Genomic DNA, 26830 nt, shown 5'->3' with positions numbered 1-26830 from the left:
GCTCCAACAACGTCGACCGCTGGCACGGAAGGGGGTGGGAGCTGGCCTGCAAGCGAATCTTTGGGCCCGGAAGCCCATTCGCTTGCAGGCAAGCTCCCACAGCGGCGTTGTAGCAACCTCCGGATTTATGTCTCCAAGGCCATAAGAACACCTGTGCCTGCCGATTACCTCGAAGCGGAGCCGCGTTACGCCTTTGTGGGACCCTGCTTTACGGTGTTCCCGCAAAGGCGTAACGCGGCTCCGCTATCCCTGATGAAGGGTCATACCGTTTCCCTCTGAACCGCGATAAACCCGACAAAGGGGCCGGCCCGCTCAGAAGTCGTAACGCGCTTGCAAGGCGATGGAACGGCCTGGCTCCAACAGCGGACTCACGTCGAGGAACTCCTGACCATAGCTGGCCCGGTCCACGTAGTCCTCGTCATTGAGGTTGTCCACCGACAGACGCAGGGTCAGCGGCGGCACCGGCCGGTATTCCGCGTAGATGTCCACCACCGTGTAGCCCTGCTGCTTGGCGCCGCTGCTCTCCACGTCATCGTTGTCGAGGGCGATTTCCGCGCTGGCGCCCAGTTCCAGGGGCCAGCGCGGTACCGCGAACACGCCGCTGACGGTGATTAGCTCGCCCAGCGGCGCGGTGAAATAGTTGCCGTCATAAGAGGTGGCCGGGTCGCCGTCTTTCTCCGAATCGATGTTGGCGTATTTCACCGACACTTCGCCCAGACGTCCCATGTAGCCCACCGCCAGGTCGTAGCCATCAATGTCGAAATCCGCCACCGCGGCCGGGTCGCCGCTGTAGGACGGCACCCGGGCGTTGGCGATGGCGGTGCGGAAGCGATTGGCCTCGGCGAAGAAGCCGCCACGATGCAGGTGCAATCCGACGGTGCGGTTGTGGGCGCGCACCGGTTCCAGATTGGCGTAGTCCCAGGCGCCGTTGAGGATGTAGTTCTCGGCCAGGGCGGTGCCCGCCCAGACGTCGGTGTAGCCGGCGTTCAGTGACAGATGATCGTTGACGTGGAACTCGCCGAACACGTTGCTGCTGACGCCCTCGTCGTCGTGGTGGGAATCGTCGGTGCCGGTGAAGGTCTGGTCGTCGTAGCGGGCACCATAGGAGAGTTCCAGCCGTTCCCACAGATCCTGGCGAAACTGCACGAAGACCCCGGTATTGCGGGCGGCTTCCTCCAGGTCCGCGCTGCCGGCCTCGCGGAATATGGCACTGTCATCGTAATGATCGAGGCCAAAGGTGATATTGGCGAAGCGGGTGTGCGCCACGTTCTTGAGGGTGGCGGAGACGCTTTCGGTGATGCCGGTGTAGACCACCCGGGTATCCGGCGCGGACAGCGGCACTTCGCGGGTGTCCAGTTCGGTTTCGTTATGAGCCAGCGTCACCGCCGGGTTCCAGTAACCCTGGCCGGTGTCGCGCTGGTAATTGAAGACGGTATTGCGGCGGGTCAGATCGTAGACCCGGGAATCGGGCACCGGCCGGCCGCCGTCCAGACCGGCGAAGTTGGCCCGGTAGGGGCGGGCGGCATCGTCGTTGACCACTTCGTGACTGAGCTCGAAGCGGCCCGCTCCGGCATCCTCGTAGGCCACCTTGACCAGGCCGCTGATCAGTCCGGGGGCGGTGAAACGGGCGGTGTCGCCGTTGCCGTCTTCGTAGTCATTGCCGTCGGTATGCTTGATGTAACCCAGCCCCTCGAAGCCGCCGGCCCGGCCAAAGGCGGCGCCGGCAACGGACCGGGTATCGCCGTTGGAGGCATAACGGCCGTCCAGGAAAGCGCCGGCATTGTCGTCCGGCGCCAGCAGATCGGCCGCGTCCACGGTCTCGTAGGCGAGACTGCCGCCCAGTGCGCCGGGGCCGGCGTCGGCCGCCGCTACACCGGCAGAGGCGCGCGCGGCTTTGAGCAGGGACGGGTCGATCAGATTGGTGGCGTTGTGGTGGAACACCTTGTTGTTCTGCCGGGCGCCATCCACGGTGACCACCATGGCGGTTTCCTCGACACCGCGCACATAGACTTTCTGGTTCATGGCGATGGGGCCGCCCACCGCCACCGACGCTTCCTTCTTGAACAGATCCTTGATGTCCTGCGGACGCTGCGCCTCGATGGTTGCGCGGTCGTAGTCGAGGGTGCGCGGCCGCCCGCCCTGGTGAGTCGGCGCTGTGACCGTCACAGGGGCGAGCCGGGTGCTGGTGCTGGCGGCCTTGAGCGTATAGCTGCCGTCATCTTGACGTTCGGCCATCAGTCCGCTGCCGGCCAGGATGCGGTCGAGCGCCTCCTCGCGGCTGAAGCGGCCGCGCAGGCCGTCGCTGTGCTTGTCCGCCGTCAGCCGGAGGTCGCCGGCAATAAAGGTGCCGGAGCGTTCGGCGAAGCGCGTCAGTACCGTGTTCAGCGGACCGGGAGGAATGTCGTACTGCTGTTGCTCGCTGCCGGGCGGGATGGTTTGGGCGGTGGCGCTGGTGAACGGTACGCCGCCCAGACCCAGGGCCACGCCAAGGGCCAGGGCGCGCAGCCGGCGGCGCGTCGGTGCTGAATGTGACACGGTATCTCCTGTTGTCGTCGGTGCCCGACAGTGCGGGCTTACCGATATATCGAACAGGTCGGCTGAAAGCGGAAAATTATTTTTCTTCTGCCCGGAAGCTGGGGCCAGGGCCGATCTCCGTCCACCAGGGCAGAGGGCGTTGGATGCGGATCGGCAAGGCCGCCTCCAGCATGGTCAGCGCCCGTTCCGGTTGCGCCAGCGGATAGCCGCCGAAGACCCGCAGACCGGCCACCTCCGGCGCCACGTTGATGAAGCCGTGTTGGTAGTGCCCCAGTTCCTTCACCAGTTCGTCGAGGCGGATGTCGTCGGCCAGCAGGATGCCCCGATGCCAGGCCTCACGCGCCGGGTTCGCCCGGGCCGGTGTCTCGATGTCCGTTGCGGAAAAGCGGGTCTGAAAACCGGCTGGCAGTCGCGCCTGCTGATGGCCACGGGTGGTGATCGCCACCTCACCTGCGTAGACCGCAAGGAAAGTGCGCTCCTGTTCCAGACGGACGGTGAAGCGGGTGCCCAGCGGGCGGGTGACGCCCGCCGGTGTGGCCACTTCCAGTGGTCGCGGGTCGGGGCCGGTTTCCAGCAGGATCTCGCCGCGTAGTAATTGAAAGTGGCGTTGGGTCCCGGTCAGGTCGGTGTTCAGCGCGGTGTCCGTGTTCAACCACACCCGGGTGCCGTCCGCCAGTTCCAGGGCGCGGATCTCGCCGACGCCGGTGCGGTGGCTGGCCCGCCAGGCGGCGATCCGCTCACCGGCGCCGGTGACCTGCCAGCCGGACCAACCGAGGCCGCCGCTGGCAAGCAGCAGCGCCAATCCCTTGACTATGCCACGACGTCGCAGCCGGTCATGGCGTGCGCGCTCCAGAGTGGCTTCGGTGTGATGTGGATGGTCGCCGGTGGCGGCTTCGAAGCGCTGCTCCACCTGTTCCACCAGGCGCCAGCCCTGTTGATGGTCCGGGTGCCGGGCCAGCCATTGCCGCCAGCGCTCGGTGTCCGCCTCCGAGGCCTGGCCGGAACGCAGTAGCGCGAACCAGTCGGCGGCGTCGCTGAGAATGCGGGGATTGAGCGGCGCGGAGGGTGTCACGAGTGGGGCTCCGGGGCGCCATCCAAGCGTGCTTGCAAACGCAGACAGGCGAGCATCGCCCGCGACAGATGGTTGCGCACGGTACGGTCGGTGATGCCCAGACGTTGAGCGATTTGCTTGCCGTTCAGGCCGTGCACCATGGACAGCACGAAAGTGCGCGCCACCATCGGCGGCAGCCGTTTCAACATGCCGTCCACCGCCACCAGCGCTTCCAGGGCGGCGGCGCTTTGCTCGGCGGATGGCGCCTCGGCCTGCGGATGGTGGGCCAGGGTGTCCAGCCAGGCCCGTTCGATTTCCCGGCGGCGCCACAGATCCACGCACAACCCCCGGGCCATGCGGCTCAGATAAGGGCGGGCGCTGCCATGATCCAGCGGTCGCGGCCGCGTCAGCAGACGCAGGAAGGCATCGTGGGCCAGGTCGGCGGCATCGTCGGCATCGCCCAAGCGGCGCTGCAGCACGCGGTGCAACCAGCCGTGATATTCACTGTACAAGGCGTGGACCGTAAGGGGGTCCCGTGTGGCGCCGGACATTTGCCGCCCCCGACATTTTTATAAGGTTAGGGATGACGGCGAGTCTATGTGAGAATGGATATCATTACAATGGTGTCCGGGGGGAGGACAGAACCGGGAGGAAGCCTTCCTGATCCAGAAAACGCTGGTGGTCGCGGAGGGCGGGCAGCAGTTGCTGGTCCGCGTAGGGGCAGCCGGTGTTGCCGGGATCGTTCTGACGTCCCTTGCCTGCCTGTTCGGCGCCATGGCCCTGGCCATCCTCCAGCGCCAGGAGCATGGGCTCATAGCCCGGGCGCCAGGCCGCCAGTTGCGGCAGGCTGTGTCGCAGCGCGGCGAGAATACCCAGGCCGGCGAAATCCAGATCGCCCCAGAAGAACGCGGGCAAGGTGTTACTGAGCCAGCGCGCCTGGAAATCAGCGCCGTCGCTGCCGGGCAGAAAGGCGAAACGGGTGTGGGGGCTGGTGAGGCGCTGAGCGCTGGCGCGGAAACCGCCGCTGTAGAGCAAGGCGTGGCCGGCGGGCGCCTGTTCCACCAGACGCAGGAAGCTGTCCTGGTTTTCCACGATCAGTAAGCGGTCGAAACCGGCCGGCGCCCAGGCGGTGAGCAGTAAAGGACGTGGCCGGAGGCGTTGGGCGCGCTCGCCGAACAGGCGGGCGAGCAGGTCCTGGCGGCCATCGAGAAACTTGGAGTCGCCGCGAAAGCAGCGGGCGGAGAGTTCACGCAAGGTGGGGTCGCTGTCCAGCCAATTAGCGGCAAGGACGAAGTGGCCGACCATGTCTTCCGGTGATTCACCCGCCAGTGTCGGTTGGGCATCGAGGAGAGCCGCGCCGCCATCCTGGAAATGCACTTCATGGCCGCTCAGAGCGTTCTGCCAGGCTCGTCTCCGTGGATCCACGCGGGGACGATCGAGCCAGTCGCGCAGTAGTGCCTCGCAGATTGGATCAAGACGCAGCTGGGCGTTCTCGTAGTGTTCCTGAAAAGGATCCAGCCGGGAGTCGTAATGGATGCTGAAGACCCGGTATTCCTGTGCCAGCCGTTCCACCAACTGCCAGCGATAGCGGGTGTCCTCGCTGAAGCGGAACAATTCCGGCACCGTGGTTTTTTTGACCCGCCGGGTGATGGCCTGGGTGCGTGGGCGCTCCAGCCGGTCCAGGAACCAGCTCAGTAACCGCCGCAGCCAGGGCTCCTCCTCCAGCCAGGGCGGCGCGCTCATGGCATTCCTTCCATCACGAGAGCCCTTCTATCATGAGAGTCCTTCTCATCACGAAATCCCTTCCATGAAGTCCAGCGCGCCTTGCTGGCGGATCACGCGCCGGTGTTGATCCCACAGCTCGGCGATGCGTTCCTGGTTGAGTTGCTGGCGGTCCACCAGCACGCGGGTATTGAGTTCGCCCACCGGCACCGGGCTTGGCACCTTGCTGAACACGAACTGGTTGCTGACCAGATCCAGGAAGGGGCCGGCCTTGCTGGTGGGCATGATGAAGATCAGTTGCAGGCCCAGGGTTTCGGTGAGGTAACGGATCACCTGGCGCGAGCGGGTTTCGTCCATGTGCATGAACGCCTCGTCGACGATCACCATGCGCAGGTGGCTGTCGCCTTCGTTGAAGCGGAACGCGCTGGTGATGGCGGCGGCGCGGATAATGTAGGCGGGCGTTTCCAATTGGCCGCCCGAACCGGTGCCGTACTGGCTGAGACGGATCGGCGCCTTGCCTTCCGGGTGTTTGAGGATGTCGTAGCGGCGATAGCGCCGGTAGTCGCTGATCCGCTCCAGCTCGCGCAGCGCCTGCTGTTCGTCGCCGTCCAACAGCAACGCGAGCAGCCGGTCGCGCACGGCCGTGGCCTTGTCGGAGAGGGTGCTCTCGAACAGGCTGGCGCCGTCGCCCAGGTTGGGAATCTCGGTGACTTCGCGGAAGAAGTCCCAGTATTCCTTGTATTCTTGCACCCACTCCCAGTCGAAGGAGAACCGTTCCCGGTCGGCGCCGAAGTAATGGTGTTCCAACTCCTTGTTCAGATTCTTGAGAGTACGCTCGCCGTCCTTGATGGCTTGCTGGATCTGGTTGCACAAATCACTGACGAAAGTGGTGTTGAAGGTGTCGCGCAGGCCGCCCAGCTGTTCCAGTTTGCTCAGCAGGACATTGTTGCGCAGCCGGTTGTGCAGGTTGTCCAGCTGCTGATGCAGGTGGTGCACGTGGCCGAAGAACGGGGCGCTGTGCAGCTCCTCGGCGGTTTCGATAAGGATCTGATCCGCCGGCTGGGCCTGCTGATTGTAGTCACCGACAAGCCGTTCCAGGGTGACGGCGTTGCTGTTCAGGGTGTTGAGCAGGGCCCGCTCCTCGCTGCCGAAATCGATGTCGTCCTGGGCGGCTTGCAAGCGCCGGTCCATGGCTTCGATACGGGGCAGTACATCCAGATCCGGCCAGTAGCGGGTACAGGCGTGCAGGTGCGTCTCGGCGTCTTCCTGGTCCTGCTGCAGTTGCTCACTTTGATCGGCAAGGGCGCTGATGGCACGTTCGCAGGCGTGTTGCTGCTCGCCGAGCTTGCCGTTTTCCTCCTTCAATTCGCCCTGCCGTTGGGTCAGCTGCTTGTGCCGTTGACGGGCGTTCTGCTGTTGCCGTTCCAGCTCTTCATGGTCACTGAGGTCGAGATTGGCCAGGGCCTGTTCGGTGTCGGACAGCTGGCGCTGGCATTGCAGCAGGTGAGTGACGGTGGCCACCCAGTCCAGCGGCTTGAACTCGAGCACCTGCTGCTGCAATTGCCGCACCGCCTGATAGTCGTCGCTGGCGTGGCGGTAGCTTTCCTGTACGTCCATCAGGGCGTTGCGCTGCGCATACAGGTTGCGCTCGCGGGCGGTCTCGCCGAACACCAACTGGCTGTCGTCCAGATCGCAGCGGAACAGTGCGTAGTTGCCGGAGCCGAGACCGTCGCTGGTAATGCCGCGCCGGGTGCGGCGAAGGGTTTCGGCGTCGTCCACTCGTACCACATTGCCGTAGGACGCCTTCAGATAATGCTCCGCCGTGCGATGAGAAAAACGCAGCACATGGAAGATGGACTCCGCCGGCAGGGCGGCTTTCTCCGCGTCCCGCCGCGCCTGCTCGCCCTGAATCACCCGGGCCTTGTTGCGCTGGCGGCCGGCCAATCGGCGTACCACGCGGATCGCTTCCGCTTCGTAATCCGGCTCCACCAGAATGCCGAAGCGGGCGCCGCCCAGGTAACCCTCGATGGCCATTTGCCATTCCGGGTCTTGCACTTCCACGTGATCGCAGAGCACACGAGGGTCGGCCTGGGGGCACTGCTCGCGGATCGCCTGTAGTGCTTCCTCCACGTCACGGGGATAGTTCACCCGTTTCGATTCCAGCGTGCTGATGCGGTGCTGAATCTGCTTTTGCTGTTCGTCCAGTTTTTCCAGAGACTGTGCTCTTTGCGTCACCAGACGGTCCAGCCGCTGCGCCAGGGAGAGGCTTTCCCGGTCGGAGGCGGTTTCCGCCTGTCCGTGCAATTGCTCCGCCAAATAGTTGTGCAACTGCTGCTCGGCGCGGGCCTGTTCCAGACCGCTTTCCAGCGGTGACAAATCGATCCAGTCCCGCGCCAGCATCTGATTCAGGTCCGGTATCGGGCGCTGCTCCAGGGCCAGCAGCTCCTTGCTGGTGGCGCGCCAGCCCTTGCTGGCGAACAGCGGCAGTTCCAGCTCGATGCTGTGACGGTTGAGCAGATCACGCAGATTGCGCAATGCGGTGAAGTTGCGGCTGCGCTGCTGATCCTGCTCCAGCAGGGGGCGGGTGCCTTGTTGCAACTGTTGGGTCAGGCTTTCCTGCCGCGCCTGCAGTTGCTGTTTATCGCGCAGCGCGGGGATGCCTTGTATGCGTGCTTCCAGCCCCACCAGTTCGTCGTGGGCCTGCTCCAGGCGCTGTTCCACCTGTTCCGCTTCTTCGCGCAACGCCTGTTGTTGCTGGCGGAGTTGGGACTGTTCCTCTTTTTTCTCCAGATACTGGCGCTGGTTGCGGCGGTAACGTTGCGCGGCGGCGCCGTAGGCGAGGGCGGTGCGCTCCAGCCAGGTCTCCTGATACTGCCCCGCCAGGCCACGGGCCTGCTCCAGATAGTCCACGCTGGCGCGCAGTTGCCGGGCCTCCTGCTCCATGCCATGGATAGTGCGCAGCATGTCGCGGATACGACGTAGCGTGTCGCCCATGTCCTGGGCTTCCAGCACTTCGCCGGCGACGAACTGATCGATGGAGTCCACCGGTTTGTAGGCCATGAAACGGGCGAAGGTGCGGGCGGCGTTCTTGGCTTCCTGCTGGGACACCGCGTCGCGGCGGCCGCGCAGGGCGCCGTACAGCCGGGCCAGATAAGCGCCTTTCTTCTCGTAGGTTTCCACGTTCTTTTTGCCGAACGTCCGGCGCAGCGCATTGGGCAGCTCGGTGATTTCCATCACCTGACGCTCGGCGCCCTCGCCGTGCACGAAGTGCGACAGGCTCAGCATCTCGCCAGGCACGATCATCAACAGCAGTTCATTTTGCCGCGCCTGGGCGGTAACGCCGGCGCGGTCCAGATGCGCGCGCACGCCAATCACCGCCGTGAACGGCTCGGCGGTCTCGCCCTTGGTGGGATGAAACACGCCGGCCAGGTAACCGTCGCTGTCATAGGGGCGGGCGAAGGCGCCGTCGTCGCAGCCGAGAATATAGGAGGCCAGAGTACGCACCTGCTTGCCGCCCCGGCCGCGCTGGGTGGTTTCGTCCTGGCCCGGGTTGTAATTGAACAGATTGTCGTGGGCGGCGGTCATCAGCGTCTGCAGGGCGTCGGCGGCGGTGGTCTTGCCGGAGCCGTTACCGCCGGAGAACAGATTGATGGGGCCGTATTCCAGCTCTTCGGCGGGCAGGTTGCCCCAATTGACGGTGATGGAACGTTTCAAAAACATGGGCGGCTCGGATCAACAAAGGCGAACGTGAAATAACCGATCATGATGGCAGCTCTTCCGATGAAGGGGCTTCGGTGTCCGGCCCGTCGCCGGTGAGCTGGCTGAGTACCGCGTCGGTGACCAGGCTGGTGATGTCCGGACGGATGGTCAGCCAGGTCTCGGCGTCTTCCAGACCGTCGTCGCTGGCGGTGCGGATCAGCCGTAACTGACGCAGCCGGCGGAACAGGGCGCGCCGTTCGGTGAGCGCTTCCGGCAGCGGCCGGCCAAGCAGATTCTTGCTGGCCAGATTGAACGCTTCCAGCGGCAGCATCACCTGGCCGTGTTCGTCGATCTGACCTTCGCGCAACGCTTTGTCGTACTCCGCGCGCAACACCAGAATGGCGGCCACTTCCTGTTGGCTCAGACGCTCGCGCAGGCCCTGGTTGAAGCCGTCCTCGCTGTCGGCCAGGCCGGGCACCTCGGCGCCGGGCGGGAACAACCTCAGCGAATGGAAGCGCCGTTCGTGCAGCAGGCGAATGCGCAGCACGCTCAGGTAATCCTCCACCAGATCGGCCACTTGCAGGTAGCGATCGTAGAGCTCCGTTTCTTTCTTGCTTTCGTCGCGGCACAGCACGCCCCGGTCCAGCAGCCGGATCATCAGTTCGGAGAACTGATCCGGGCCGACGCCGCGGGCCTCCAGAGCCTCGGCCAAAGCGTCACGTATCGTCATCGTGTTCCAGTTCCAGCAGAAAACCATCACGGCGGGCGAAGTAGCGTTCGCCGACGATGGGGTCGGTGGGTTCGATGCGCAGCCGGAAACCGCTGGCCCGATGGTCGGCGCTGCCCAGCTCGATCACATGGCTGAGCGCCAGCAGATCGGTGGCGTTGTTCACCGGCAGGTCGCGGTTGTCGATGCGGCGGCTGGCGCCCAGAGCCTGGCGCAGATAGTCGCGCAGACCTTCGCCATGGATGCTGAACGCCTTCTCCAGCAGCTGTTGAATCGCCAGGTCGCGCAGGGTAGCCGGGTCTGGCGCGTCCAACTGCGTCATGCGGCTTTGCACCTGCCGTTTCTCCCGCTGCTCGCGCAGCCGGTTCTGGGCCGGATCCACCAGCCCCAGACGCAAATGGGCCATGGCTTGCCCGGCGGCCTCCAGGCGCTTGGCGGCGGTGGCGTCGTCCAACTCGGACAGCTCCCGGCACAGGCCGACAATATCGCTGTGCTGTTGGCTGTGCAGATAGCTGAGCTGGCGGATAATAATGTCCGCCCGCCGGGTAAAGCCCTGCAAGGTCCGGCGCAGGGCCGGCAGCATGATCTCGGCGGCGCTGCGCATGCGGGTTTCGATGCTGTCCAGCAACTGCCACAACACCGAGCCCTCCGGGTTGATCACCAGATCCGGCGCCAGCCGCCGCAGCTCCAGCTCCGCGTTACGCTTCCACGCCTTGGGCTTGCGGCGAATGCGCTCGATGGTGTTCTGGATGCGATCGCGGTGTTTTTCCACGCTGTCGGCGGACATGCGGATCGCCACGTCCGGCTGGAAGCGCTTCTCCATGAACTCGAAGAACTGGTCGCTGGCCTGCTGCACCAGTTGCTGGGCCTCCACTTCCTTGACCAGCTCCCGCTTGCGCTCTTCCAACTCGGCGATGATGTCGGTGAAATCAGCGATGATGCGCTCGGAATGCTCGTGGGCGTCGAGCAGATCATAGACCTCGCCGCGATCCAGAAACGCGGCCAGGGCATTGAGCGTATTGCGGGTATTGCGATGGCGGGTGCGGATGCCGCGGCCGTCCACCTCCGCCAGGGTCTGGGTGAACAGGCGCCCGGTGCGGCTGAACGGATAGGTGGACTGAAACGACGCCTCGTCCTTGTCCCGCTTCAGCCAGCCGTGCTCCACCAGCGTATTGAGAATCCAGGCGGCCTGCTCCCGGTTGTTGCGGAAGCGGCCGCCGTCCTCATCGCCGCCCTCCAGCAAGGGCGCCCGCTCCAGCGCCTCGCTGAACACATCCAGCACCTGCTCGCGCTTGAGCGACTCGCCGTAATCGGCCTGGGCGCTGTACAGACGCTCGTGCAACAGCCGCAGACACTCCGCCACCTGCTCGCGGTACTTGCCGGTCAGCGGCTTGAAGAATTGGTGGCGGTCTTCGGTGAAAAACATGGCGTCAGCTAAAGGGTTGAAATAATGAGTTGAAATAAGGGCCGATGATACCGGCAATCGGCGGCGGCTGCTTGCTGGCCTGCCCGCATATTCAGAGCTATGTTGGCATCTTCGGGCGGATGCGCAAACCGGGGTTAAGGGGCAGGATAGGGGCTATGGACAAGCAGATCGAGATTTATCAGACCGGGGAGGGGCGGACCCGCATTGAGGTGCGGGTGGGGAGCGATACGGTTTGGTTGACTCAGGCGCAAATCGCGGAGCTGTTCGAGGTGAGTCCCCAGAACATCACGATGCATCTCAGGAATATCTATAAGGAACAAGAGCTTGCGGAGGGACCAACCTGTAAGGATTTCTTACAGGTTCAGATTGAGGGGAAACGGCGGGTCAAAAGGCAGCGGAAGCATTACAACCTGGACGCCATCATCTCAGTGGGGTACCGGGTGAATTCCCACCGCGCCACCCTGTTCCGCATCTGGGCCACCCAGCGCCTGAAAGAGTACCTGGTGCAGGGCTACAGCATTAATCGAGCCCGCTTCGACAAGAACGCCTCCGAACTGGAGCAGGCCCTGACCCTGATAAAGAAAGCCGCGCAAAGCCCGGAACTGAGCGGGGAGGCCGGCCGTGGCCTGGTGGACATCGTCTCCCGCTACACCCAGACCTTCCTTTGGCTGCAACGCTACGACGAGGGACTGCTGGAAGAACCGGCCGGGGAACGGGGCGGCCAGCTACCGGACGAAGCCGAAGCGATGCGTTCATTGGGCAGCCTCAAAGCCCAGTTGATGGAACGGGGAGAAGCCACGGAACTGTTCGCCAGACCCCGGGGCGATGGCCTGGGCGCCATCCTGGGGAACCTGGACCAAACCGTCTTCGGCGACCCGGCCTACCCAACGGTGGAAAGCAAAGCAGCGCACCTGCTGTATTTCATCGTCAAAAACCACCCGTTCGCCGACGGCAACAAACGCAGCGGCGCCTTCCTGTTCGTGGACTTCCTGCATCGCAACCGGCGCCTGTTCAATCCCCAGGGCGACCCGGTGATCAACGACACCGGCTTGGCGGCTCTGGCGCTGCTGGTAGCGGAGTCCGACCCGAAACAGAAGGACACCCTAATCCGACTCATCATGAACATGCTTAGTCAGGGGTAGGTCGCTCGGCCTCTCGCAATTCGGCAATAACTTCAACTCGAAGCCGCTGTGGGAGCCCAGCTTGCTGGCGAATGGCTCATACCTATCTATCCAAGTGTAGTGAGTGCGAATATCGAGTGATTTGAAAATTATTGATGGTGGATATATGTCCAGTATTCTGGATAGGATACGAAGTGACGACTTCCCTTGAATTGATAGAAAAAGTAACCATAATGGTTGATCCTGGATCCGGCGATGAGCAAACGAAGCAAATCCCAGCCTATGCGTTGGAGCGTATTCGTGAGCTGGCACGGGGCAGTAAGGTCATATACGCCAGCCATCGCGTGGAGCTGGATATCGTGGACAACCTGTGCATGAGCCAGGAGGAGGTGTGTCGATGTCTTGCGTCATTGGAGTCTTCCCATTTCCGGCATTCCAAGTTGTATCCGAATCAGCGCAAGTGGATGGATGTCTATTGCCCAACGTGGGCCGTGAATGGTCAGGTTCATGATCTCTACATCAAGTTGATGTTAAGCAGGAATGTAATGACGGTGACGCTTTGCTCGTTTCACTGGCAACGTTAGAGGTTCACCAGCAAAGAGGGACATGATGAAATCAACGGACGCTATTCGCACCTGCCCGATGTGTGAGGAAGGCCAGCTTGAGCCGCGTACCCATACGGTCATGATCCGTTCTAATGACCGGCCGCTGGCCGTGGAAGGAATGGAGTATTGTGCATGCCCCGTATGTGGCGCTGATCCGGTACTGGTGGACCAAATCGCTCGTAACGAGCGTCGTGTCGCCGATGCCAAGCGTGCCGAAATGGGCATGTTGACGAGCGACGAAATACGTTCGGTGCGGAAGATGTTGGGGGTTACTCAGAAGCAGGCGTCGGAGTTGTTGGGCGGCGGCGCAAATGGCTTTTCCAAGTACGAGCGCGGAGCGGTATTGCAAAGCGTGGCCATGGACACACTGCTGAAATTACTGGCTCTGCGTCCAGATCTTGTCGGATTGGTCGGGCGCCTAAAAGGACGTTCCCTGGAAGAGTGTTACTTACAGTACGACTGGGCGGAGGTAACTCGATCCACCATTCGCGTCTCTGCGGTCGATGAAATACCTTCTGCCATTCAACGCCTGCCTCATCAGGAGAGTGAGTGGAGCGGTGCCGCCTGATGCCACAGGATAATGAAGCGCTCATCGTCCAAGCGACGGCAGGATTGGAACTGCAGGATATTACCCTGGTTCGTAGCCAATATGACCGTCCATCCATGGTGTTGGAAGGTGCGCAGTTGGTTCAGCAGCAAAAGCGTGCCGTTCGTTTCGTTGTGGATGGACATGAAAGAGAGGGGCAGCCGCTCCTGCGTGTGCGTGTCGATCTGGGTGTTCGACTGGTGAATAAGAATGACCCTGGTGCTGTGTTCTTGATCATTGAAGCGGACTATATCGTCGATTACCGCATCAAAAGTGACCTCCAGGAGGAAGCCCTGAAAGCATTCGCCGAGTTCAATGCGGTGCACAACGTCTGGCCCTTCTGGCGCCAGCATGTTTTTGACGTGGTGGACAAAGGTCGACTACCGCGTATAGAAGTGCCTTTCTTCGCTGGCCTGAAGCTGTAAGGGCACCGTCTTACTGCTTCCGTGGGAGCCCAGCTTGCTGGCGAATGAAATTACCCTCTACCTCCACCTCAGCCACCATCCCCCCACAACCAAGCCGCCACCGCCTCCCGATTCCCCAACGCAATCTGCTGCGCCTCCGGCGCCCGATTATCGGCCACATCCAAATGCAGCAGCTGCACCACGTAATTCACCAACGCGGCACGGCAGGGAATCAGCAAACGGCCGTCTTCCATGGCGTAATCCCGGGCGATCATCGCCTGCTGACGGGTGTCCAGACGCGGGTCCGGCATCACTTCTAGCGTCAGCCGGGTCTGCCAGGCCTCGTCCTCGTCAGCCCCCTGCCACCCCTCGGTAACCGGCTCCGGATCATCCTCGATCCGGCTCAGCACGAAATCCCGGTACGCGGAGTTCTTCTCGCACCAGGCGCGCACATGCCAGCGCAGCCCACTGTGCACCACCGTATGCGGCTGAATCACCCGCTCCTCCGGCACCGGATTACGCAGCGACGCATAACGAATCTCCACCCGCAGCCCTTCCCGGCAAGCCTGCAGAATAGGGCGCAACACCGCCGGGCGCAGATCCCGCCGGGGCGGCAACAACACCTCCGTGTTCAGCTCCCGCACGTCCAGCGCCTCGAAGGCGCAGCTCAAATCCTCCCGGGCGTGCATCATCTGCAAATACTCATCCGCCACCCCGCGCGTAAACCGGGGCGTGAAGTCAGGGGAGGGCTTGTAACCCTTCAAGGAACGGTCATAAACCAGATTCTCCGGCGCGTGCTCGGACAAATACTGATTGATGTCCTTGCTGGCCTGCTGCCGCCCGATCCCGAACGCCCGCTGCAAATGATTGGTGGTCAATCGTCCCTCCCAAAGAGCGATCACCTCGATCAACCGATACCGCAGCAACAAATCCCAACGCAGAGGCCACTTCCCCGCGTTCTGTCCAGTAGTGCGCGCCATCCTCCCACCTCCCCAAAGTGCGCCAAAAAGCGATATAACCCAAAAGACGACATGTTCATGTAGCCAGTATTGGCATGACAATAATAAAGTCATAGGTTGATTGTCCAGAGAGCGATGTCGCTTTGGTATCAAGGGGGATAGCCGTGGGAGCACGAGGAAGTAATAAGAAAGTGGGAGCTGCCGGACTGGCTCAGACCAATGTATGTGATAAAGTTCACACTCGTACAACGAAAAGCCCCGCGCCAGAAAGGCGCCGCCGGGCCGCGATTGGGGACGGCATGGCAAGAAGGGACAGCAACATGGAAAGCCGACACCACAACCTGAAAACCCGACAACGCCGGGAGCGCCATGGCTACCCGGACAATTTGTCCCTGCGTGTCCACCGGGCCCTGAGCTGGCTCGACCGCGCCGAGCAGGAAGCCGACCCGGACAGCCGCTTCATTTTCCTGTGGATCGCCTTCAACGCCGCCTACGCCACCGAAATTGACGACCGGCACGGGCTCAACGAGCAAACCACCTTCAACGGCTTCCTGCAGAAACTCTGGGACCTGGACAGCCAAAAGCGCCTGGACGAACTGGTATGGAGCGCCTACTCCGGTGCCATCCGCGTCCTCCTGGACAACCCCTACGTCTTCCGCTGCTTCTGGGAACACCAAAAAGGCAACCTGACGGAAGACCACTGGAAGCAGAGCTTCGAGCGCGCCAAGAAAGCCGCCAACGCCGCCCTGGCCAAACAGAATACCCCCACCGTCCTCGCCATCGTCTTCAGCCGCATCTACACCCTGCGCAACCAGATCATCCACGGCGGCGCCACTTGGGGTGGCAGCGTCAACCGCGAACAAATCCGCGACTGCGTCGCCATCCTCAATGACCTGGTGCCGACGGTGATCGAGATCATGATGGATAATCCGGGGGCGTTGTGGGGGGAGGCGAGTTATCCCGTGGTCTGAGCGATGGAAAACAAGTGCTACTATTCCCCTTTGGGGATGGATCTGAACAGGAACCCTTATGGCCAGTTCCCTTAATCAAACACCGGAACAGCGGGCTCGGGATCGGATTGACCGCAAGCTGATCGCCGCGGGCTGGGTGGTTCAGGACAAGACGGCAATCAACCTCAATGCGGGGCCGGGGGTTGCCGTACGCGAATATCAGACCGACGTTGGTCCAGCGGACTATGTGTTGTTCGTAGAGCGCCAGGCCGTGGGGGTGATCGAAGCCAAGCCCGAAGATTGGGGCCACAAGATCACCACGGTGGAGGACCAGGCGGACGGGTACGCGAACGCCAAGCTTAAATGGATCAAGAACGAGGAGCCCCTGCCGTTCGTCTACCAGAGCACGGGCACCATCACCCGGTTCACCAACGGGCGTGACCCGGCCCCACGTTCGCGGGAAATCTTCCACTTCCCCCGCCCGGAAGAACTGGCCCGCTGGCGCGAGCGCCTGAATGATAACCAGGGCACCTTGCGTGAACGCCTGAGAAAGCTGCCGCCACTCAATACCGCCGGCCTGCGCGACTGCCAGATCACCGCCATTACCAACCTGGAAGACTCCTTCAAACAGGACAGGCCCCGAGCTCTGGTGCAAATGGCCACGGGGTCCGGCAAAACCTATACTGCTATCACCGCCGCCTACCGTCTGCTCAAATACGCCAAGGCCAAGCGGATCCTGTTTCTGGTGGACACCAAGAACCTGGGCGAACAGGCCGAACAGGAGTTCATGGCTTACCTGCCCAATGACGACAACCGCAAATTCACCGAGCTGTATACCGTGCAGCGGTTGAAGTCCTCCTATGTCGCCAGCGACAGCCAGGTCTGTATCAGCACCATCCAGCGTATGTACTCCCTGCTCAAGGGTGAAGAGCTGGACGAAGCCACCGAAGAGGACAACCCGGCGGAAAAGAAAGGCCTGAAGAAAGAGCCTCTGCCGGTGGTCTACAACGACAAAATTCCGCCGGAATTCTTTGACTTCATCATTATCGACGAATGCCACCGTTCCATCTATAACCTGTGGCGGCAGGTGATCGAATACTTCGATGCCTACCTGATCGGCCTCACCGCCACCCCGGACAAGCGCACCTACGGCTTCTTCAGAAAAAACGTGGTCAGTGAATACGACCATGAGAAAGCCGTGGCGGATGGCGTCAATGTCGGCAACGAGGTCTATTTGATCGAAACAAAGAAAACCAAAAGCGGCGGTGTGATCGAGGCCAGACAGCAAATAGAAAAGCGTGAACGTCTGACGCGCCAGCATCGCTGGGAAACCCAAGACGAGGACGAAGCCTACAGCGCCAAACAATTGGACCGCGATATCGTCAACCCAGACCAGATTCGCACGGTGATCCGCACCTTCAGAGACAAGCTGCCGGATATTTTCCCTGGAAGGCAAGAAGTGCCCAAAACCTTGATCTTCGCCAAAACCGACAGTCACGCCGACGACATTATCCAGACTGTGCGCGAAGAGTTTGGCGAGAGCAACGCCTTCTGTAAGAAGATCACTCACAATGCGGACGACCCCAAATCGGTGCTTAACCAGTTCCGCAACGACTACTACCCGCGTATCGCCGTCACCGTGGACATGATTGCTACCGGCACCGATGTGCGTCCACTGGAATGCCTGCTGTTCATGCGCGACGTGAAAAGCAAGAACTACTTTGAGCAGATGAAGGGGCGCGGTACCCGTACTCTGGATGCCGATGGCCTGAAAAAAGTCACTCCCTCCGCCAACAGCGCCAAGACCCATTACGTCATCGTCGACGCCATCGGCGTTACCCAATCCCTGAAAACCGCCAGCCAACCCTTGATTACCAAACCCGGCGTCTCCCTGAAGGAACTGGCCATGGGCGTGATGATGGGCGCCGCCCGCGATGAAGACAGCGTAAGCTCACTGGCAGGCCGCCTCGCCCGGCTCGACAAGCAATTGAACGACAAAGACCGCGCCCGCATCGCCGAAAAAGCCGACGGGACGCCGCTTACCCTGATCGTGGGCGAACTCCTCAACGCCATCAACCCGGATGTGGTGGAACGGAAAGCCTGTGAAATTGCTCAGGTGCCCGCAAGCAGCAACCCTGGTGATGATGCCAGGGGCAAGGCTCGCGACCAACTGGTCGGAGAAGCCGCCAAAGTCTTCAACGGTGAACTGATCGAACTCATCGACACCATTCGCCGTGAAAAAGAGCAAACCATCGTCCATGAAGATCTGGACGAACTGAATCACGCGGGCTGGGCCGGTGACAAAACCGAAAACGCCAAACAGATGGTGCAGGACTTCGCCGAGTACATGGACGAACACCGCGACGAGATCGAGGCCCTGACCATCTACTACAGCCAACCGGCCCGTCGCAGTGAAGTCACCTACGATATGATCAAAACGCTACTGGAAGCCCTGCAACAAGACAGACCCAAGCTGGCTCCGCTGCGTGTCTGGCAGGCCTACGCTCACCTGGAGAATTATCAAGGTGATAGCCCGATCAGCGACCTCACCGCACTGGTCGCTCTGATTCGCCGTGTCACCAATATAGACCAAACCCTGACGCCCTTCGCCGCAACCGTAAAGGAAAATTTCAAACGCTGGATCTTCCAGCGCCACAGCGGCGCCGGCGAAAAATTCAACGAGGAACAAATGACCTGGCTCACCCTGATCCGCGATCACATCACCAGCTCCTTCCATCTGGAGCGCGATGACCTGGAAATGGCGCCCTTCGACAGCAAGGGCGGGCTGGGGCGCATGTATCAGTTGTTTGGGGAGCAGATGGATGGGGTGATTGAGGAATTAAATCGGGAGTTGGTAGCGTGAGTGCTGAATTGGTAATGGAATCATCCAATACTTGGGCGATAGAGACTCTGCACTCACTAACTGCTGAGTTAGGGCTCTTCAAGGATGGCGATTGGGTTGAAAGCAAAGACCAAGACCCCAATGGCGAGGTTCGACTTATTCAGTTGGCCGATATAGGCGATGGGCAGTTTATCGACAAGTCCTCAAGGTTTCTGACAAAAGACAAGGCAAAGGAGCTCAGGTGTACTTTTCTTAAAAAAGGCGATTTGTTGATCGCTAGAATGCCTGGCCCATTAGGAAGAGCTTGCATCTTCCCGCTAGAGGGCGAACATAAATACGTAACAGTCGTAGATATATGTATCGTAAGAGCTAACCCAAAAAAGGTAGATACAAAGTATCTAATGTATCTCCTTAACAGTCCTGATATCAGGGAGAAAATTGAATCACTCAAATCCGGGTCAACTAGGAAGCGAATATCTAGAGGGAACCTGTCAATCATTGAGCTTCCGATTGCTTCGCTGGAAGAGCAAAAGGATATTGTAGCCAAAATCGAAACCCTATTCTCCGAACTCGACAAAGGCATCGAGTCCCTGAAAACCGCCCGGCAACAACTCAAAGCCTACCGCCAGGCCGTCCTCAAACACGCCTTCGAAGGCAAACTCACTGAACAATGGCGCCAACAAAACCCCGGCAAACTGGAAACCTCCGAACATCATCATGGGGGTGAAATTTCCGGAGAAGAATTGGCCAATCTTCCTCGGATTCCAGCAGAATGGAAATATGCTCGACTGGGGGATTATATATTGGGAATTGAAGCTGGAAAGAGCTTCAAGTGCGATGAGCGCGAACCTTCGGCAGAAGAAATAGGAGTAGCAAAAGTAAGCGCTGTAACGTGGGGTGAATACGATGAATCAGAGAGCAAAACCTGTATGGATCCTAGTAAGGTAAACGAGAACTATTTCATCAACAAAGGGGACTTCCTACTCAGCCGGGCGAATACTATAGAGCTCGTAGGAGCTTGTGTCGTCGCTAAGAATGTGACGAAGAGAGTAATGCTCAGTGATAAAACCTTGAGGATAACGTTTTCCTGCCTGCTATCAGGATACTTCCTCTACTGGCTTCGGAGCCCAAAAGGGCGCGATGAAATTATGCATCGCTCCACAGGAAATCAGGAATCCATGAGAAACATTGGGCAAAGTCGTATTAAGAGCATTGTTTTTCCTCTTTGTAGTGCCAAAGAAGCGGAAGAAATCGTCAGAGTAGTTGAGCAGCAGGAAGCTCAGATACAGAAGTTGGACGAAGAAGTAGCCTGCGAGCTAGTTCGTGCCGAAACCGTACGCCAATCCATCCTGGGAAAAGCTTTTTCCGGAAGTCTAATTATTTAAAAAAAGGAATTACCATGAGCCTGCATACCAATTTAAAAGGGCGCTTACGTAATACGTCTTTGCCCAAAAGCCATGGTTTATTGCCTGCATTTGAAGCAGTGGTTAACTCGATCCAAGCTATTGAAGAGAAAGGAGACAAAACTCCCGGAAAGGTTGTTCTGAAAATCAATCGAGATACGCAGGGCAGCTTGGATCTGGATGCCAAGGCGTTACCGCCTATCGTTGGCTTCACTATTACGGATAATGGCTGCGGTTTCGATGAGGATAACCTCAAGTCTTTTGAAACGCTCGATTCCGACCACAAAATCGACAAGGGGTGCCGTGGTGTGGGCCGCCTGTTGTGGTTAAAGGTGTTTGACTTGGTCGAGGTGGAAAGCCATTTCTTCGATACAAATGGTAACCTTAAAAAGCGAGCCTTTAGATTCGATTCCAAACTTGGGGTGCATGCGGACAAGGTAAGCGAGGCTGTTGCTCAAAAAGCAGGAACCACTATTAAACTGGTTGGCTTTGATAACAGCTTTCGAGAGAAAGTGCCAACCAGGATGCTTTCCATTGCTAACCAGTTGTTAGAGCATGTTCTTTGGTATTTTGTGCGCAACGAGGGCGCTCCAGAAATACAGATCGAAGATATGGGAGAGAGTATCGACCTATATGCGCTCTATGATCAGTACATGCATGCCAGTGCTTACCACGAAGCAATCACCATCCGTGATCAGACTTTCGAGCTGACCCATATCAAGTTCCGTGCTTCCGTTAACAAAAAGCACCAATTGGCGCTTTGTGCGGCGAACCGGCTTGTAAAAGATGAGCCTATACAAGGGAAGATTTCCGGCCTGTATGGAAAAATTTCCGATCAATCTGGCGAGTTTACCTATACCTGCTATGTGTCTTCCAATTACCTTAATGAACATGTGCGTAGCGAGCGGACAGCTTTCGATATTGCTGAGAATGTTGAGGATATGTTTGATGAAATATCCTTTAAAGAAATTCGAGAGGCAGTTCTTGATCGAACGAAGGAGTATCTTGAAGATGTGCTTTTCGAGAATGTTTCGGCTGGAAGAAAGCGTGTAGAGGATTTTATTAGCAACCATGCTCCACGCTATCGCCCTATTGCTAGTTATGTCCCTGAAGAGATGCTGATCGTTGACCCAGAAAAATCCGATAAAGAATTGGAGCTTCATTTGCATGCCCAATGGTATGAAGTTGAACGCCAGTTGGTGAGTGAAGGTCACGACATTATGCTGCCTCAAAATGAGGAGCATCTAGAGGAATATAGAGAGAGGTTGAATGCCTACTTGCTAAAAGCAGAAGACCTAAAAAAATCTGATCTTGCTAATTACGTCTCTCACCGAAAAGTCATCATTGACTTGCTAAAAAGATCCATAGAAAGACTGGATAATGGCGCGTATGCCCGTGAAGATATGATCCACGAGCTCATCATGCCGATGCGAAAAGATTCCAGCGAAGTTTTTCTGGATTCTTGTAACTTATGGCTGATTGATGAGCGCTTGGCCTTCCATAACTATCTGGCATCCGATAAAACCATCAATGCCATGCCTATCACCGGCAACGAGTCTACGAAAGAGCCAGACTTGCTTAGCTTGAGAGTCTTCGATAACCCTCTTCTTGTAAACGATCAAGCTAGCTTTCCTCTTGCTGCGATTACGGTTGTTGAGATAAAGCGACCAATGCGTAACGACATGCGAGAAGGGGAAGATAAAGATCCCATCGACCAAGCTCTGAGCTACGTTGAAAGAATTCGCGAAGGGCAAGCCAAGACTAAGTCGGGCCTCCTTATCCCAAGAAATCAAGATATACCAGCGTACTGCTATGTGGTTTGCGATCTCACTTCCACAATGATTAAGCGCTGTAAAAACTTCAGTTTGACAATGACAGCCGATGGAATGGGATTTTTCGGGTATAATCCCAATTACAAGGCTTATATAGAGGTCATTAGTTTCAATCAACTTGTAAAGGCTGCAAAAGAACGTAATCGAGCATTTTTTGATGCATTGGGGCTGCCAGCTTCATGACCCCCAAACTCCCCATCAACCTCGACTCCCTGCTCCACCACCGCACCATAGAAAGCGAACGGGTGGAATGCAAGGCGGGCTGGAACCCGGAAGCGGTGTTGCACAGCATCTGCGCCTTCGCCAATGATTTTCACAATCTGGGCGGTGGCTACGTGGTGGTGGGTGTAGAGGAGCAGGATGGTCAGCCCCTCATTTCGCAAGAAGGGTCGTCCGTGGGTTTGCAGCCAGAGCAGATCGATGGAATCCAGAAGGAACTGCTGAACCTGGGCAATGCGGCGATTCAGCCGCCTTATCATCCGTTGACCGCCACTTATGAAGTCCAGGGCAAGCTGATTCTGGTGCTGTGGGTGCCGGGCGGGGAAACCCGGCCTTACAAGGCCAGAACCCGCTTGGGGGATAAGAAGGCGGATTGGGCGTATTACCTGCGTAAGCACACCAGTACGGTGCGCGCCAAAGGGGCGGATGAGCGGGAGTTGTTGTCGCTGGCTGCGACGGTGCCGTTTGATGACCGTTACCGGCAAGGGGCCAGCCTTACGGATTTATCGGCTCACCTTATGCGTGAGTTCCTGCAGGAGATCGGCAGTGAGCTGGCGGCTGAGGCCGCAGTTCTGGATGCCGAGGCGCTGGGGCGGCGGATGAATGTGGTCGGCGGTCCGGCGGAGATGGCGTTCCCCAAGAATGTTGGACTGCTGTTTTTTAACGAGCATCCGGAGCAGTTCTTCCCGGCCACCCAGATTGACGTGGTGTATTTCCCCGATGGGCCGGGCGGGGACCGTTTCGAGGAAAAGGAGTTTCGTGGCCCGTTGGGGCGCATTACCCGTGATGCGGTGGATTACATCGCCCGCAATTACCTGAAAGAAACCGTTGTCAAACACCCGGACCGGCCCCAGGCCGAGCGTTTCTGGAACTATCCTCTGGCGGCCATTGAAGAGGCGGTGGTGAATGCGGTATACCACCGCTCCTATGAAATCCGCGAACCGATAGAGGTGCGTATCACCCCTGAGGAATTGGTGGTGTTAAGCTTTCCCGGCCCGGATAGATCGATTCGCATGGAGGACTTGCGGGCAGGCCGCGCCGTCAGCCGCCGCTACCGCAACCGCCGTGTTGGCGAGTTTCTGAAGGAACTGGACCTCACCGAGGGCCGCTCCACCGGTATCCCCAAGATTCTGCGAGTGATGCAGGCGAACGGATCGCCTGTGCCCGTCTTCGAAACGGACGAGGAGCGCAGTTCGTTTCTGATTCGCTTGCCGGTGCATGAAGGGTTTGCCGGGGAAGGCATCCAGAAAGTAACCGAACAAGTAACCGAACAAGTAACCGAACAAGTAAGGCGTCTGCTGACCGCTCTGGAGGCCGCGCCCCTGGGTACCAAAGACCTGTTGGGCATCCTGAAGCTGAGCCACCGGCCAACCTTTATACAAAATTATCTGCAACCTGCGCTGGAGGTGGGACTGGTGGAAATGACCCAGCCCGATTCCCCACGCAGCCCCACTCAGAAATACCGATTAACCGACAAGGGCAGGCAGTGGCTTGCCCGCGAGCAGTAAGGACCCTGAATGAGCCCCGCGAGTGCCCCGATCATTTCCAAAGTCTGGAGTTTCTGTACCACCTTGCGCGACGACGGCGTCGGGTACGGCGACTATTTGGAGCAGCTCACCTATCTGATCTTCCTGAAGATGGCGGATGAGTACGCCAAGCCGCCCTATAACCGAGAGGTGGGTATTCCGAAGAAGTATTCATGGACAACCCTGAAGAACAAAAAGGGCGCTGAGCTGGAAGTGCATTATGTCGAGCTTCTGATGGCATTGGGCAAGAAGAAAGGGTTGCTGGGGCAGGTATTCACCAAGGCGCAGAACAAGATACAGGACCCGGCCAAGCTGGCACGGCTGATCGAGATGATTGACAGCGTGCAGTGGGTGGTGATGGGAGCCGATATCAAAGGTGATATCTACGAAGGCCTGCTGGAGCGCAATGCGGAGGATACTAAGTCCGGCGCCGGGCAGTACTTCACGCCCCGTGCCTTGATTAAAACCATGGTGGAGTGTGTGCGTCCGGAGCCGGGCAAGACCATTGCCGATCCGGCCTGCGGTACCGGCGGCTTCTTTCTGGCGGCTTATGATTTCCTGGTGCAGAGCCACAAGCTGGACAAGAAGCAGAAAGCCTTTCTCAAACACGACACCTTTGCCGGAAATGAGATTGTCGCCAATACCCGTCGTCTATGCCTGATGAACATGTTCTTGCATAACATCGGCGAAATCGACGGCGAAGGCGCGGTTTCGCCCAACGATGCTCTGGTGGCCGCTCCATCCAGTACGGTGGACTATGTGCTGGCCAACCCGCCTTTCGGCAAGAAGAGCTCCATGAGCTTTACCAATGAGGAGGGTGAGCAGGAGACCGACGACCTCACCTATAACCGTCAGGATTTCTGGGCTACCACTTCAAACAAACAGCTCAACTTCGTACAGCATATTCGCTCCATGCTGAAAACCACCGGCAGGGCCGCGGTGGTAGTGCCGGACAATGTGCTATTCGAGGGTGGCGCTGGCGAAACCATTCGCCGTAAGTTGCTGGAAACCACGGACCTGCACACGATTCTGCGCTTGCCGACGGGTATCTTCTATGCCCAGGGGGTGAAAGCAAACGTATTGTTCTTCGATAACCGCGAAGCCAGCCCCAAGCCCTGGACCAGAGAGGTCTGGTACTACGATTACCGGACTAATATCCACCACACGTTGAAGAAGAAACCATTACGCTTCGAGGACCTGGCAGAGTTTATCGAGTGCTACAACCCAAAAAATCCCCGAAAGCGGAAAGCCACCTGGGATGCCGAGAGCAACCCCGAAGGGCGCTGGCGATCATTTACCTATGAAGAGCTGATTGCGCGTGATAAAACCAGTCTGGACGTGTTCTGGCTGAAGGATAAAAGCCTTACCGACCTGGATAACCTGCCCGAACCGGATGAGCTGGCGGAGGAAATTATCGAAAATCTCGAAGCCGGTCTGGCGAGTTTTCGTGCGGTGTTGAGTGAGCTCAAGTGATGGTGTTGTGGACTTTGGGGAAGATTTATGAGTGATATCAAGCTCTTCACTATCACCAACGGGAACGCCGCCGAGCTGCCAGGCAAAGCCGCGTCTCTGGAAAAGCACCTCCAGCAGCATGTGGAAGCCAACATGGATGCTTTGCTGGGGGTGCGCTTTCTAGCCACGGAATACGCTACCGGCAAGACTCATAAGGGGCGCATCGACTCCCTGGGGCTGGATGAAAGCGGCTGCCCGGTGATTGTGGAGTACAAGCGCCACAGCAATGAGAATGTGATTAATCAGGGGTTGTTCTATCTGGACTGGTTGCTGGATCACCAGGCGGAGTTCCGGTGGCTTGTGATGGAGAGGTTGGGGAAAGAGGCTTCCGAGACCATTGAGTGGGGTGGTACACGGTTGATTTGTATCGCGTCTGATTTCAATAAGTACGATGAGCATGCAGTCCAGCAGATTAATCGTAATATTGAGTTAATGCGGTATCGCTACTTTGGTGACGGCTTGCTACTGCTGGAGCTGGTCAATGCTCAAACTGCCAGTCAGGTAGCGAACAGTGCTTCCTCTCAACCCCCATCCAGTGCCGCGCGAGCCGGCTCGGGAAAGGATAAAACGCAGTCAGAGCGATTGGCGGAAGCTCCTTCTGATCTGAAGACACTGTTTGACACCGTGTGTGGCTATGCGGAACAGCTCGGGGATGAGGTTCAGCGAAAGGAGTTGAAGCTGTATACGGTGTTCAAACGAATCCGGAACTTTATGTCCGTGGTGATCATGCCGGGCAAGGCGGATCCGAAATTGCTGATTTATCTGAAGCTGCCGGGTGATCTGGCTGAGGAAGGTTTCAGCCGCGATGTCAGCCGGATTGGCCACTGGGGGACAGGGAACCTTGAGTTGACGGTGCGTAGTCCCGGGGATTGGTTGAAAGCAAAAGCTCTGGTGGAGCAGAGCTATCAGGAGAGTTGAGTCCTCGAACTGGACCTGTCTGGACAAGAGGTATTCAGTGGAGAGTAGGGTGCGGCACTTGCCATAAGTTTGTCATTTTGATGCTGGATATTCGCCTTTGGGGACCACCGGAGCGAACACCATCAATCACGCATCGTATCAGCATTTCATTGCGCGATTTTCGGGCAATCTTGCACGGATCGCTCGTCAAACCCGAGGAGAGCATACTGCTGAAGACATCCAGGGTGAGATCTGGATAACCGCCTACGATTTGCAGGAGAAAAAGGGCATTGAGGTCAACTTCAATGATCCGGAACATCAGCAGTTGATCCTCTCTTTCACCTATCAACGCTTGGTTGTCTATACGGAAAAGCGTCTGCGTTATGCCTCCAGTCTCGATCATGGTGCCTCTGAGGACGATACCTTTGGGCCATTGGATCGAGTCGCTGATGAGGCGGAAGGTGATCCGCTCGATCATCTACATAGGGAGGAGCAAGAGGCGAGAGATCAAGAGGCGCTGGTTGCTCAAGGAATGTCCGTGGCGGCGGCTTGGTTGCTGGTATGGGATCGGTGCGGCAGGCGTATGGTGCATGTGGCCCGCTTTCTCAGAATATCCCGATCACACGCTTATCGTTGTTATGACAAGGTACAAAATCTGGTCAGACTACAAACTGTCCTTGGACTGGGCATGGAAGGAGAAGCCTATCGCCAGGTCGCACCTTGGCGGCCTTTCCGTCTTTATCGAGAGCCTGAGCAGCTGTGGTTTGATTTTGATCCCAAGCTGGAGCTTGATTGAGTCCGGTACTACAGTACG

The 26830-nt window shown here is 58.7% G+C and carries 20 protein-coding genes; 12 read left to right on the top strand and 8 right to left on the bottom strand.

The window, feature by feature from the left end:
* Positions 1 to 312 precede the first annotated feature (312 nt).
* The 7 genes from MA04_RS09210 to MA04_RS09180 form a co-directional block, all read right to left on the bottom strand.
* The gene (locus tag MA04_RS09210) at positions 313 to 2535 is read right to left on the bottom strand and encodes a TonB-dependent receptor (RefSeq protein ID WP_262460199.1); all 2223 of its coding nucleotides are present in this window, start codon (positions 2533 to 2535) and stop codon (positions 313 to 315) included.
* Between the two features lie 76 nt (positions 2536 to 2611).
* The gene (locus MA04_RS09205) at positions 2612 to 3607 is read right to left on the bottom strand and encodes a FecR domain-containing protein (protein ID WP_262460198.1); all 996 of its coding nucleotides are present in this window, start codon (positions 3605 to 3607) and stop codon (positions 2612 to 2614) included.
* Complete coding sequence (locus MA04_RS09200; RefSeq protein ID WP_262460197.1) at positions 3604 to 4137, bottom strand: sigma-70 family RNA polymerase sigma factor; 534 nt, start codon at positions 4135 to 4137, stop codon at positions 3604 to 3606. Before MA04_RS09200 ends, MA04_RS09205 begins: the two co-directional genes overlap by 4 nt.
* 64 nt (positions 4138 to 4201) lie before the next feature.
* Positions 4202 to 5329: a DUF2220 domain-containing protein gene (locus MA04_RS09195; protein ID WP_262460196.1), complete on the bottom strand. Its 1128-nt coding sequence runs from the start codon at positions 5327 to 5329 to the stop codon at positions 4202 to 4204.
* A gap of 48 nt (positions 5330 to 5377) precedes the next feature.
* Complete coding sequence (locus MA04_RS09190) at positions 5378 to 9028, bottom strand: ATP-binding protein (RefSeq protein WP_262460195.1); 3651 nt, start codon at positions 9026 to 9028, stop codon at positions 5378 to 5380.
* A gap of 40 nt (positions 9029 to 9068) precedes the next feature.
* Positions 9069 to 9737: a DUF4194 domain-containing protein gene (locus MA04_RS09185; RefSeq protein ID WP_262460194.1), complete on the bottom strand. Its 669-nt coding sequence runs from the start codon at positions 9735 to 9737 to the stop codon at positions 9069 to 9071.
* Complete coding sequence (locus tag MA04_RS09180; protein WP_262460193.1) at positions 9724 to 11160, bottom strand: Wadjet anti-phage system protein JetA family protein; 1437 nt, start codon at positions 11158 to 11160, stop codon at positions 9724 to 9726. Before MA04_RS09180 ends, MA04_RS09185 begins: the two co-directional genes overlap by 14 nt.
* Before the next feature lie 155 nt (positions 11161 to 11315).
* On the opposite strand from MA04_RS09180, the gene rhuM reads away from it, so the two are divergent.
* The 4 genes from rhuM (at position 11316) to MA04_RS09160 (ending at position 13897) form a co-directional block, all read left to right on the top strand.
* A complete protein-coding gene (gene rhuM / locus MA04_RS09175; protein ID WP_262460192.1) occupies positions 11316 to 12302 on the top strand; it encodes a RhuM family protein in 987 nt (328 codons plus the stop codon).
* A 173-nt stretch (positions 12303 to 12475) separates the two neighbouring features.
* Positions 12476 to 12865: a type II toxin-antitoxin system MqsR family toxin gene (locus MA04_RS09170; protein ID WP_262460191.1), complete on the top strand. Its 390-nt coding sequence runs from the start codon at positions 12476 to 12478 to the stop codon at positions 12863 to 12865.
* 22 nt (positions 12866 to 12887) lie between these two features.
* Positions 12888 to 13454, top strand: coding sequence for a type II toxin-antitoxin system MqsA family antitoxin (locus tag MA04_RS09165; RefSeq protein WP_262460190.1), 567 nt, complete (start codon positions 12888 to 12890; stop codon positions 13452 to 13454).
* Entirely contained in the window at positions 13454 to 13897 is a 444-nt protein-coding gene (locus tag MA04_RS09160) for a hypothetical protein (protein ID WP_262460189.1), read from the top strand. The genes MA04_RS09165 and MA04_RS09160 overlap by 1 nt, the downstream gene beginning before the upstream one ends.
* A 68-nt stretch (positions 13898 to 13965) precedes the next feature.
* Here the strand turns inward: MA04_RS09160 and MA04_RS09155 are convergent, their stop codons facing one another.
* Complete coding sequence (locus MA04_RS09155) at positions 13966 to 14856, bottom strand: helix-turn-helix transcriptional regulator (RefSeq protein ID WP_262460188.1); 891 nt, start codon at positions 14854 to 14856, stop codon at positions 13966 to 13968.
* Between the two features lie 299 nt (positions 14857 to 15155).
* On the opposite strand from MA04_RS09155, the gene MA04_RS09150 reads away from it, so the two are divergent.
* The 8 genes from MA04_RS09150 to MA04_RS09115 all read left to right on the top strand — a co-directional run bounded on the left by MA04_RS09150 (position 15156) and on the right by MA04_RS09115 (position 26812).
* A complete protein-coding gene (locus MA04_RS09150; protein ID WP_262460187.1) occupies positions 15156 to 15806 on the top strand; it encodes a HEPN domain-containing protein in 651 nt (216 codons plus the stop codon).
* 58 nt (positions 15807 to 15864) lie between these two features.
* Complete coding sequence (locus tag MA04_RS09145; protein WP_262460186.1) at positions 15865 to 18648, top strand: type I restriction endonuclease subunit R; 2784 nt, start codon at positions 15865 to 15867, stop codon at positions 18646 to 18648.
* Complete coding sequence (locus MA04_RS09140) at positions 18645 to 20012, top strand: restriction endonuclease subunit S (RefSeq protein ID WP_262460185.1); 1368 nt, start codon at positions 18645 to 18647, stop codon at positions 20010 to 20012. The genes MA04_RS09145 and MA04_RS09140 overlap by 4 nt, the downstream gene beginning before the upstream one ends.
* A gap of 14 nt (positions 20013 to 20026) precedes the next feature.
* The gene (locus MA04_RS09135; RefSeq protein ID WP_262460184.1) at positions 20027 to 22045 is read left to right on the top strand and encodes an ATP-binding protein; all 2019 of its coding nucleotides are present in this window, start codon (positions 20027 to 20029) and stop codon (positions 22043 to 22045) included.
* Positions 22042 to 23589, top strand: a complete 1548-nt coding sequence (locus tag MA04_RS09130; protein ID WP_262460183.1) for a Fic family protein — start codon at positions 22042 to 22044, stop codon at positions 23587 to 23589. Before MA04_RS09135 ends, MA04_RS09130 begins: the two co-directional genes overlap by 4 nt.
* Before the next feature lie 9 nt (positions 23590 to 23598).
* Entirely contained in the window at positions 23599 to 25080 is a 1482-nt protein-coding gene (locus MA04_RS09125) for a class I SAM-dependent DNA methyltransferase (RefSeq protein ID WP_262460182.1), read from the top strand.
* Positions 25081 to 25107: 27 nt separating this feature from the next.
* On the top strand, positions 25108 to 26037 hold the full coding sequence (locus MA04_RS09120) for a DUF5655 domain-containing protein (protein ID WP_262460181.1): 930 nt from the start codon (positions 25108 to 25110) through the stop codon (positions 26035 to 26037).
* 97 nt (positions 26038 to 26134) lie between these two features.
* Positions 26135 to 26812 carry a hypothetical protein gene (locus tag MA04_RS09115; protein WP_262460180.1) on the top strand — a complete coding sequence of 226 codons (678 nt, stop codon included), beginning with the start codon at positions 26135 to 26137 and terminating at the stop codon, positions 26810 to 26812.
* Positions 26813 to 26830 lie beyond the last annotated feature (18 nt).

The organism is Alloalcanivorax balearicus MACL04, assembly GCF_025532145.1.
GTDB classification, from domain to species: Bacteria; Pseudomonadota; Gammaproteobacteria; order Pseudomonadales; family Alcanivoracaceae; genus Alloalcanivorax; species Alloalcanivorax balearicus.
This window is presented reverse-complemented; position numbering and strand designations above follow the sequence as displayed.

Excerpts from the sequence above, each read along its gene's own strand:
- MA04_RS09130 (WP_262460183.1), top strand. The coding sequence starts at position 22,042 with ATGACCCCCAAACTCCCCATCAACCTCGACTCCCTGCTCCACCACCGC.
- MA04_RS09120 (WP_262460181.1), top strand. The coding sequence starts at position 25,108 with ATGAGTGATATCAAGCTCTTCACTATCACCAACGGGAACGCCGCCGAG.
- MA04_RS09165 (WP_262460190.1), top strand. The coding sequence starts at position 12,888 with ATGATGAAATCAACGGACGCTATTCGCACCTGCCCGATGTGTGAGGAA.
- MA04_RS09185 (WP_262460194.1), bottom strand. The coding sequence starts at position 9,737 with ATGACGATACGTGACGCTTTGGCCGAGGCTCTGGAGGCCCGCGGCGTC.
- MA04_RS09135 (WP_262460184.1), top strand. The coding sequence starts at position 20,027 with ATGAGCCTGCATACCAATTTAAAAGGGCGCTTACGTAATACGTCTTTG.
- MA04_RS09195 (WP_262460196.1), bottom strand. The coding sequence starts at position 5,329 with ATGAGCGCGCCGCCCTGGCTGGAGGAGGAGCCCTGGCTGCGGCGGTTA.
- MA04_RS09125 (WP_262460182.1), top strand. The coding sequence starts at position 23,599 with ATGAGCCCCGCGAGTGCCCCGATCATTTCCAAAGTCTGGAGTTTCTGT.
- MA04_RS09150 (WP_262460187.1), top strand. The coding sequence starts at position 15,156 with ATGGAAAGCCGACACCACAACCTGAAAACCCGACAACGCCGGGAGCGC.
- MA04_RS09180 (WP_262460193.1), bottom strand. The coding sequence starts at position 11,160 with ATGTTTTTCACCGAAGACCGCCACCAATTCTTCAAGCCGCTGACCGGC.
- rhuM (WP_262460192.1), top strand. The coding sequence starts at position 11,316 with ATGGACAAGCAGATCGAGATTTATCAGACCGGGGAGGGGCGGACCCGC.
- MA04_RS09190 (WP_262460195.1), bottom strand. The coding sequence starts at position 9,028 with ATGTTTTTGAAACGTTCCATCACCGTCAATTGGGGCAACCTGCCCGCC.
- MA04_RS09200 (WP_262460197.1), bottom strand. The coding sequence starts at position 4,137 with ATGTCCGGCGCCACACGGGACCCCCTTACGGTCCACGCCTTGTACAGT.
- MA04_RS09145 (WP_262460186.1), top strand. The coding sequence starts at position 15,865 with ATGGCCAGTTCCCTTAATCAAACACCGGAACAGCGGGCTCGGGATCGG.
- MA04_RS09155 (WP_262460188.1), bottom strand. The coding sequence starts at position 14,856 with ATGGCGCGCACTACTGGACAGAACGCGGGGAAGTGGCCTCTGCGTTGG.
- MA04_RS09160 (WP_262460189.1), top strand. The coding sequence starts at position 13,454 with ATGCCACAGGATAATGAAGCGCTCATCGTCCAAGCGACGGCAGGATTG.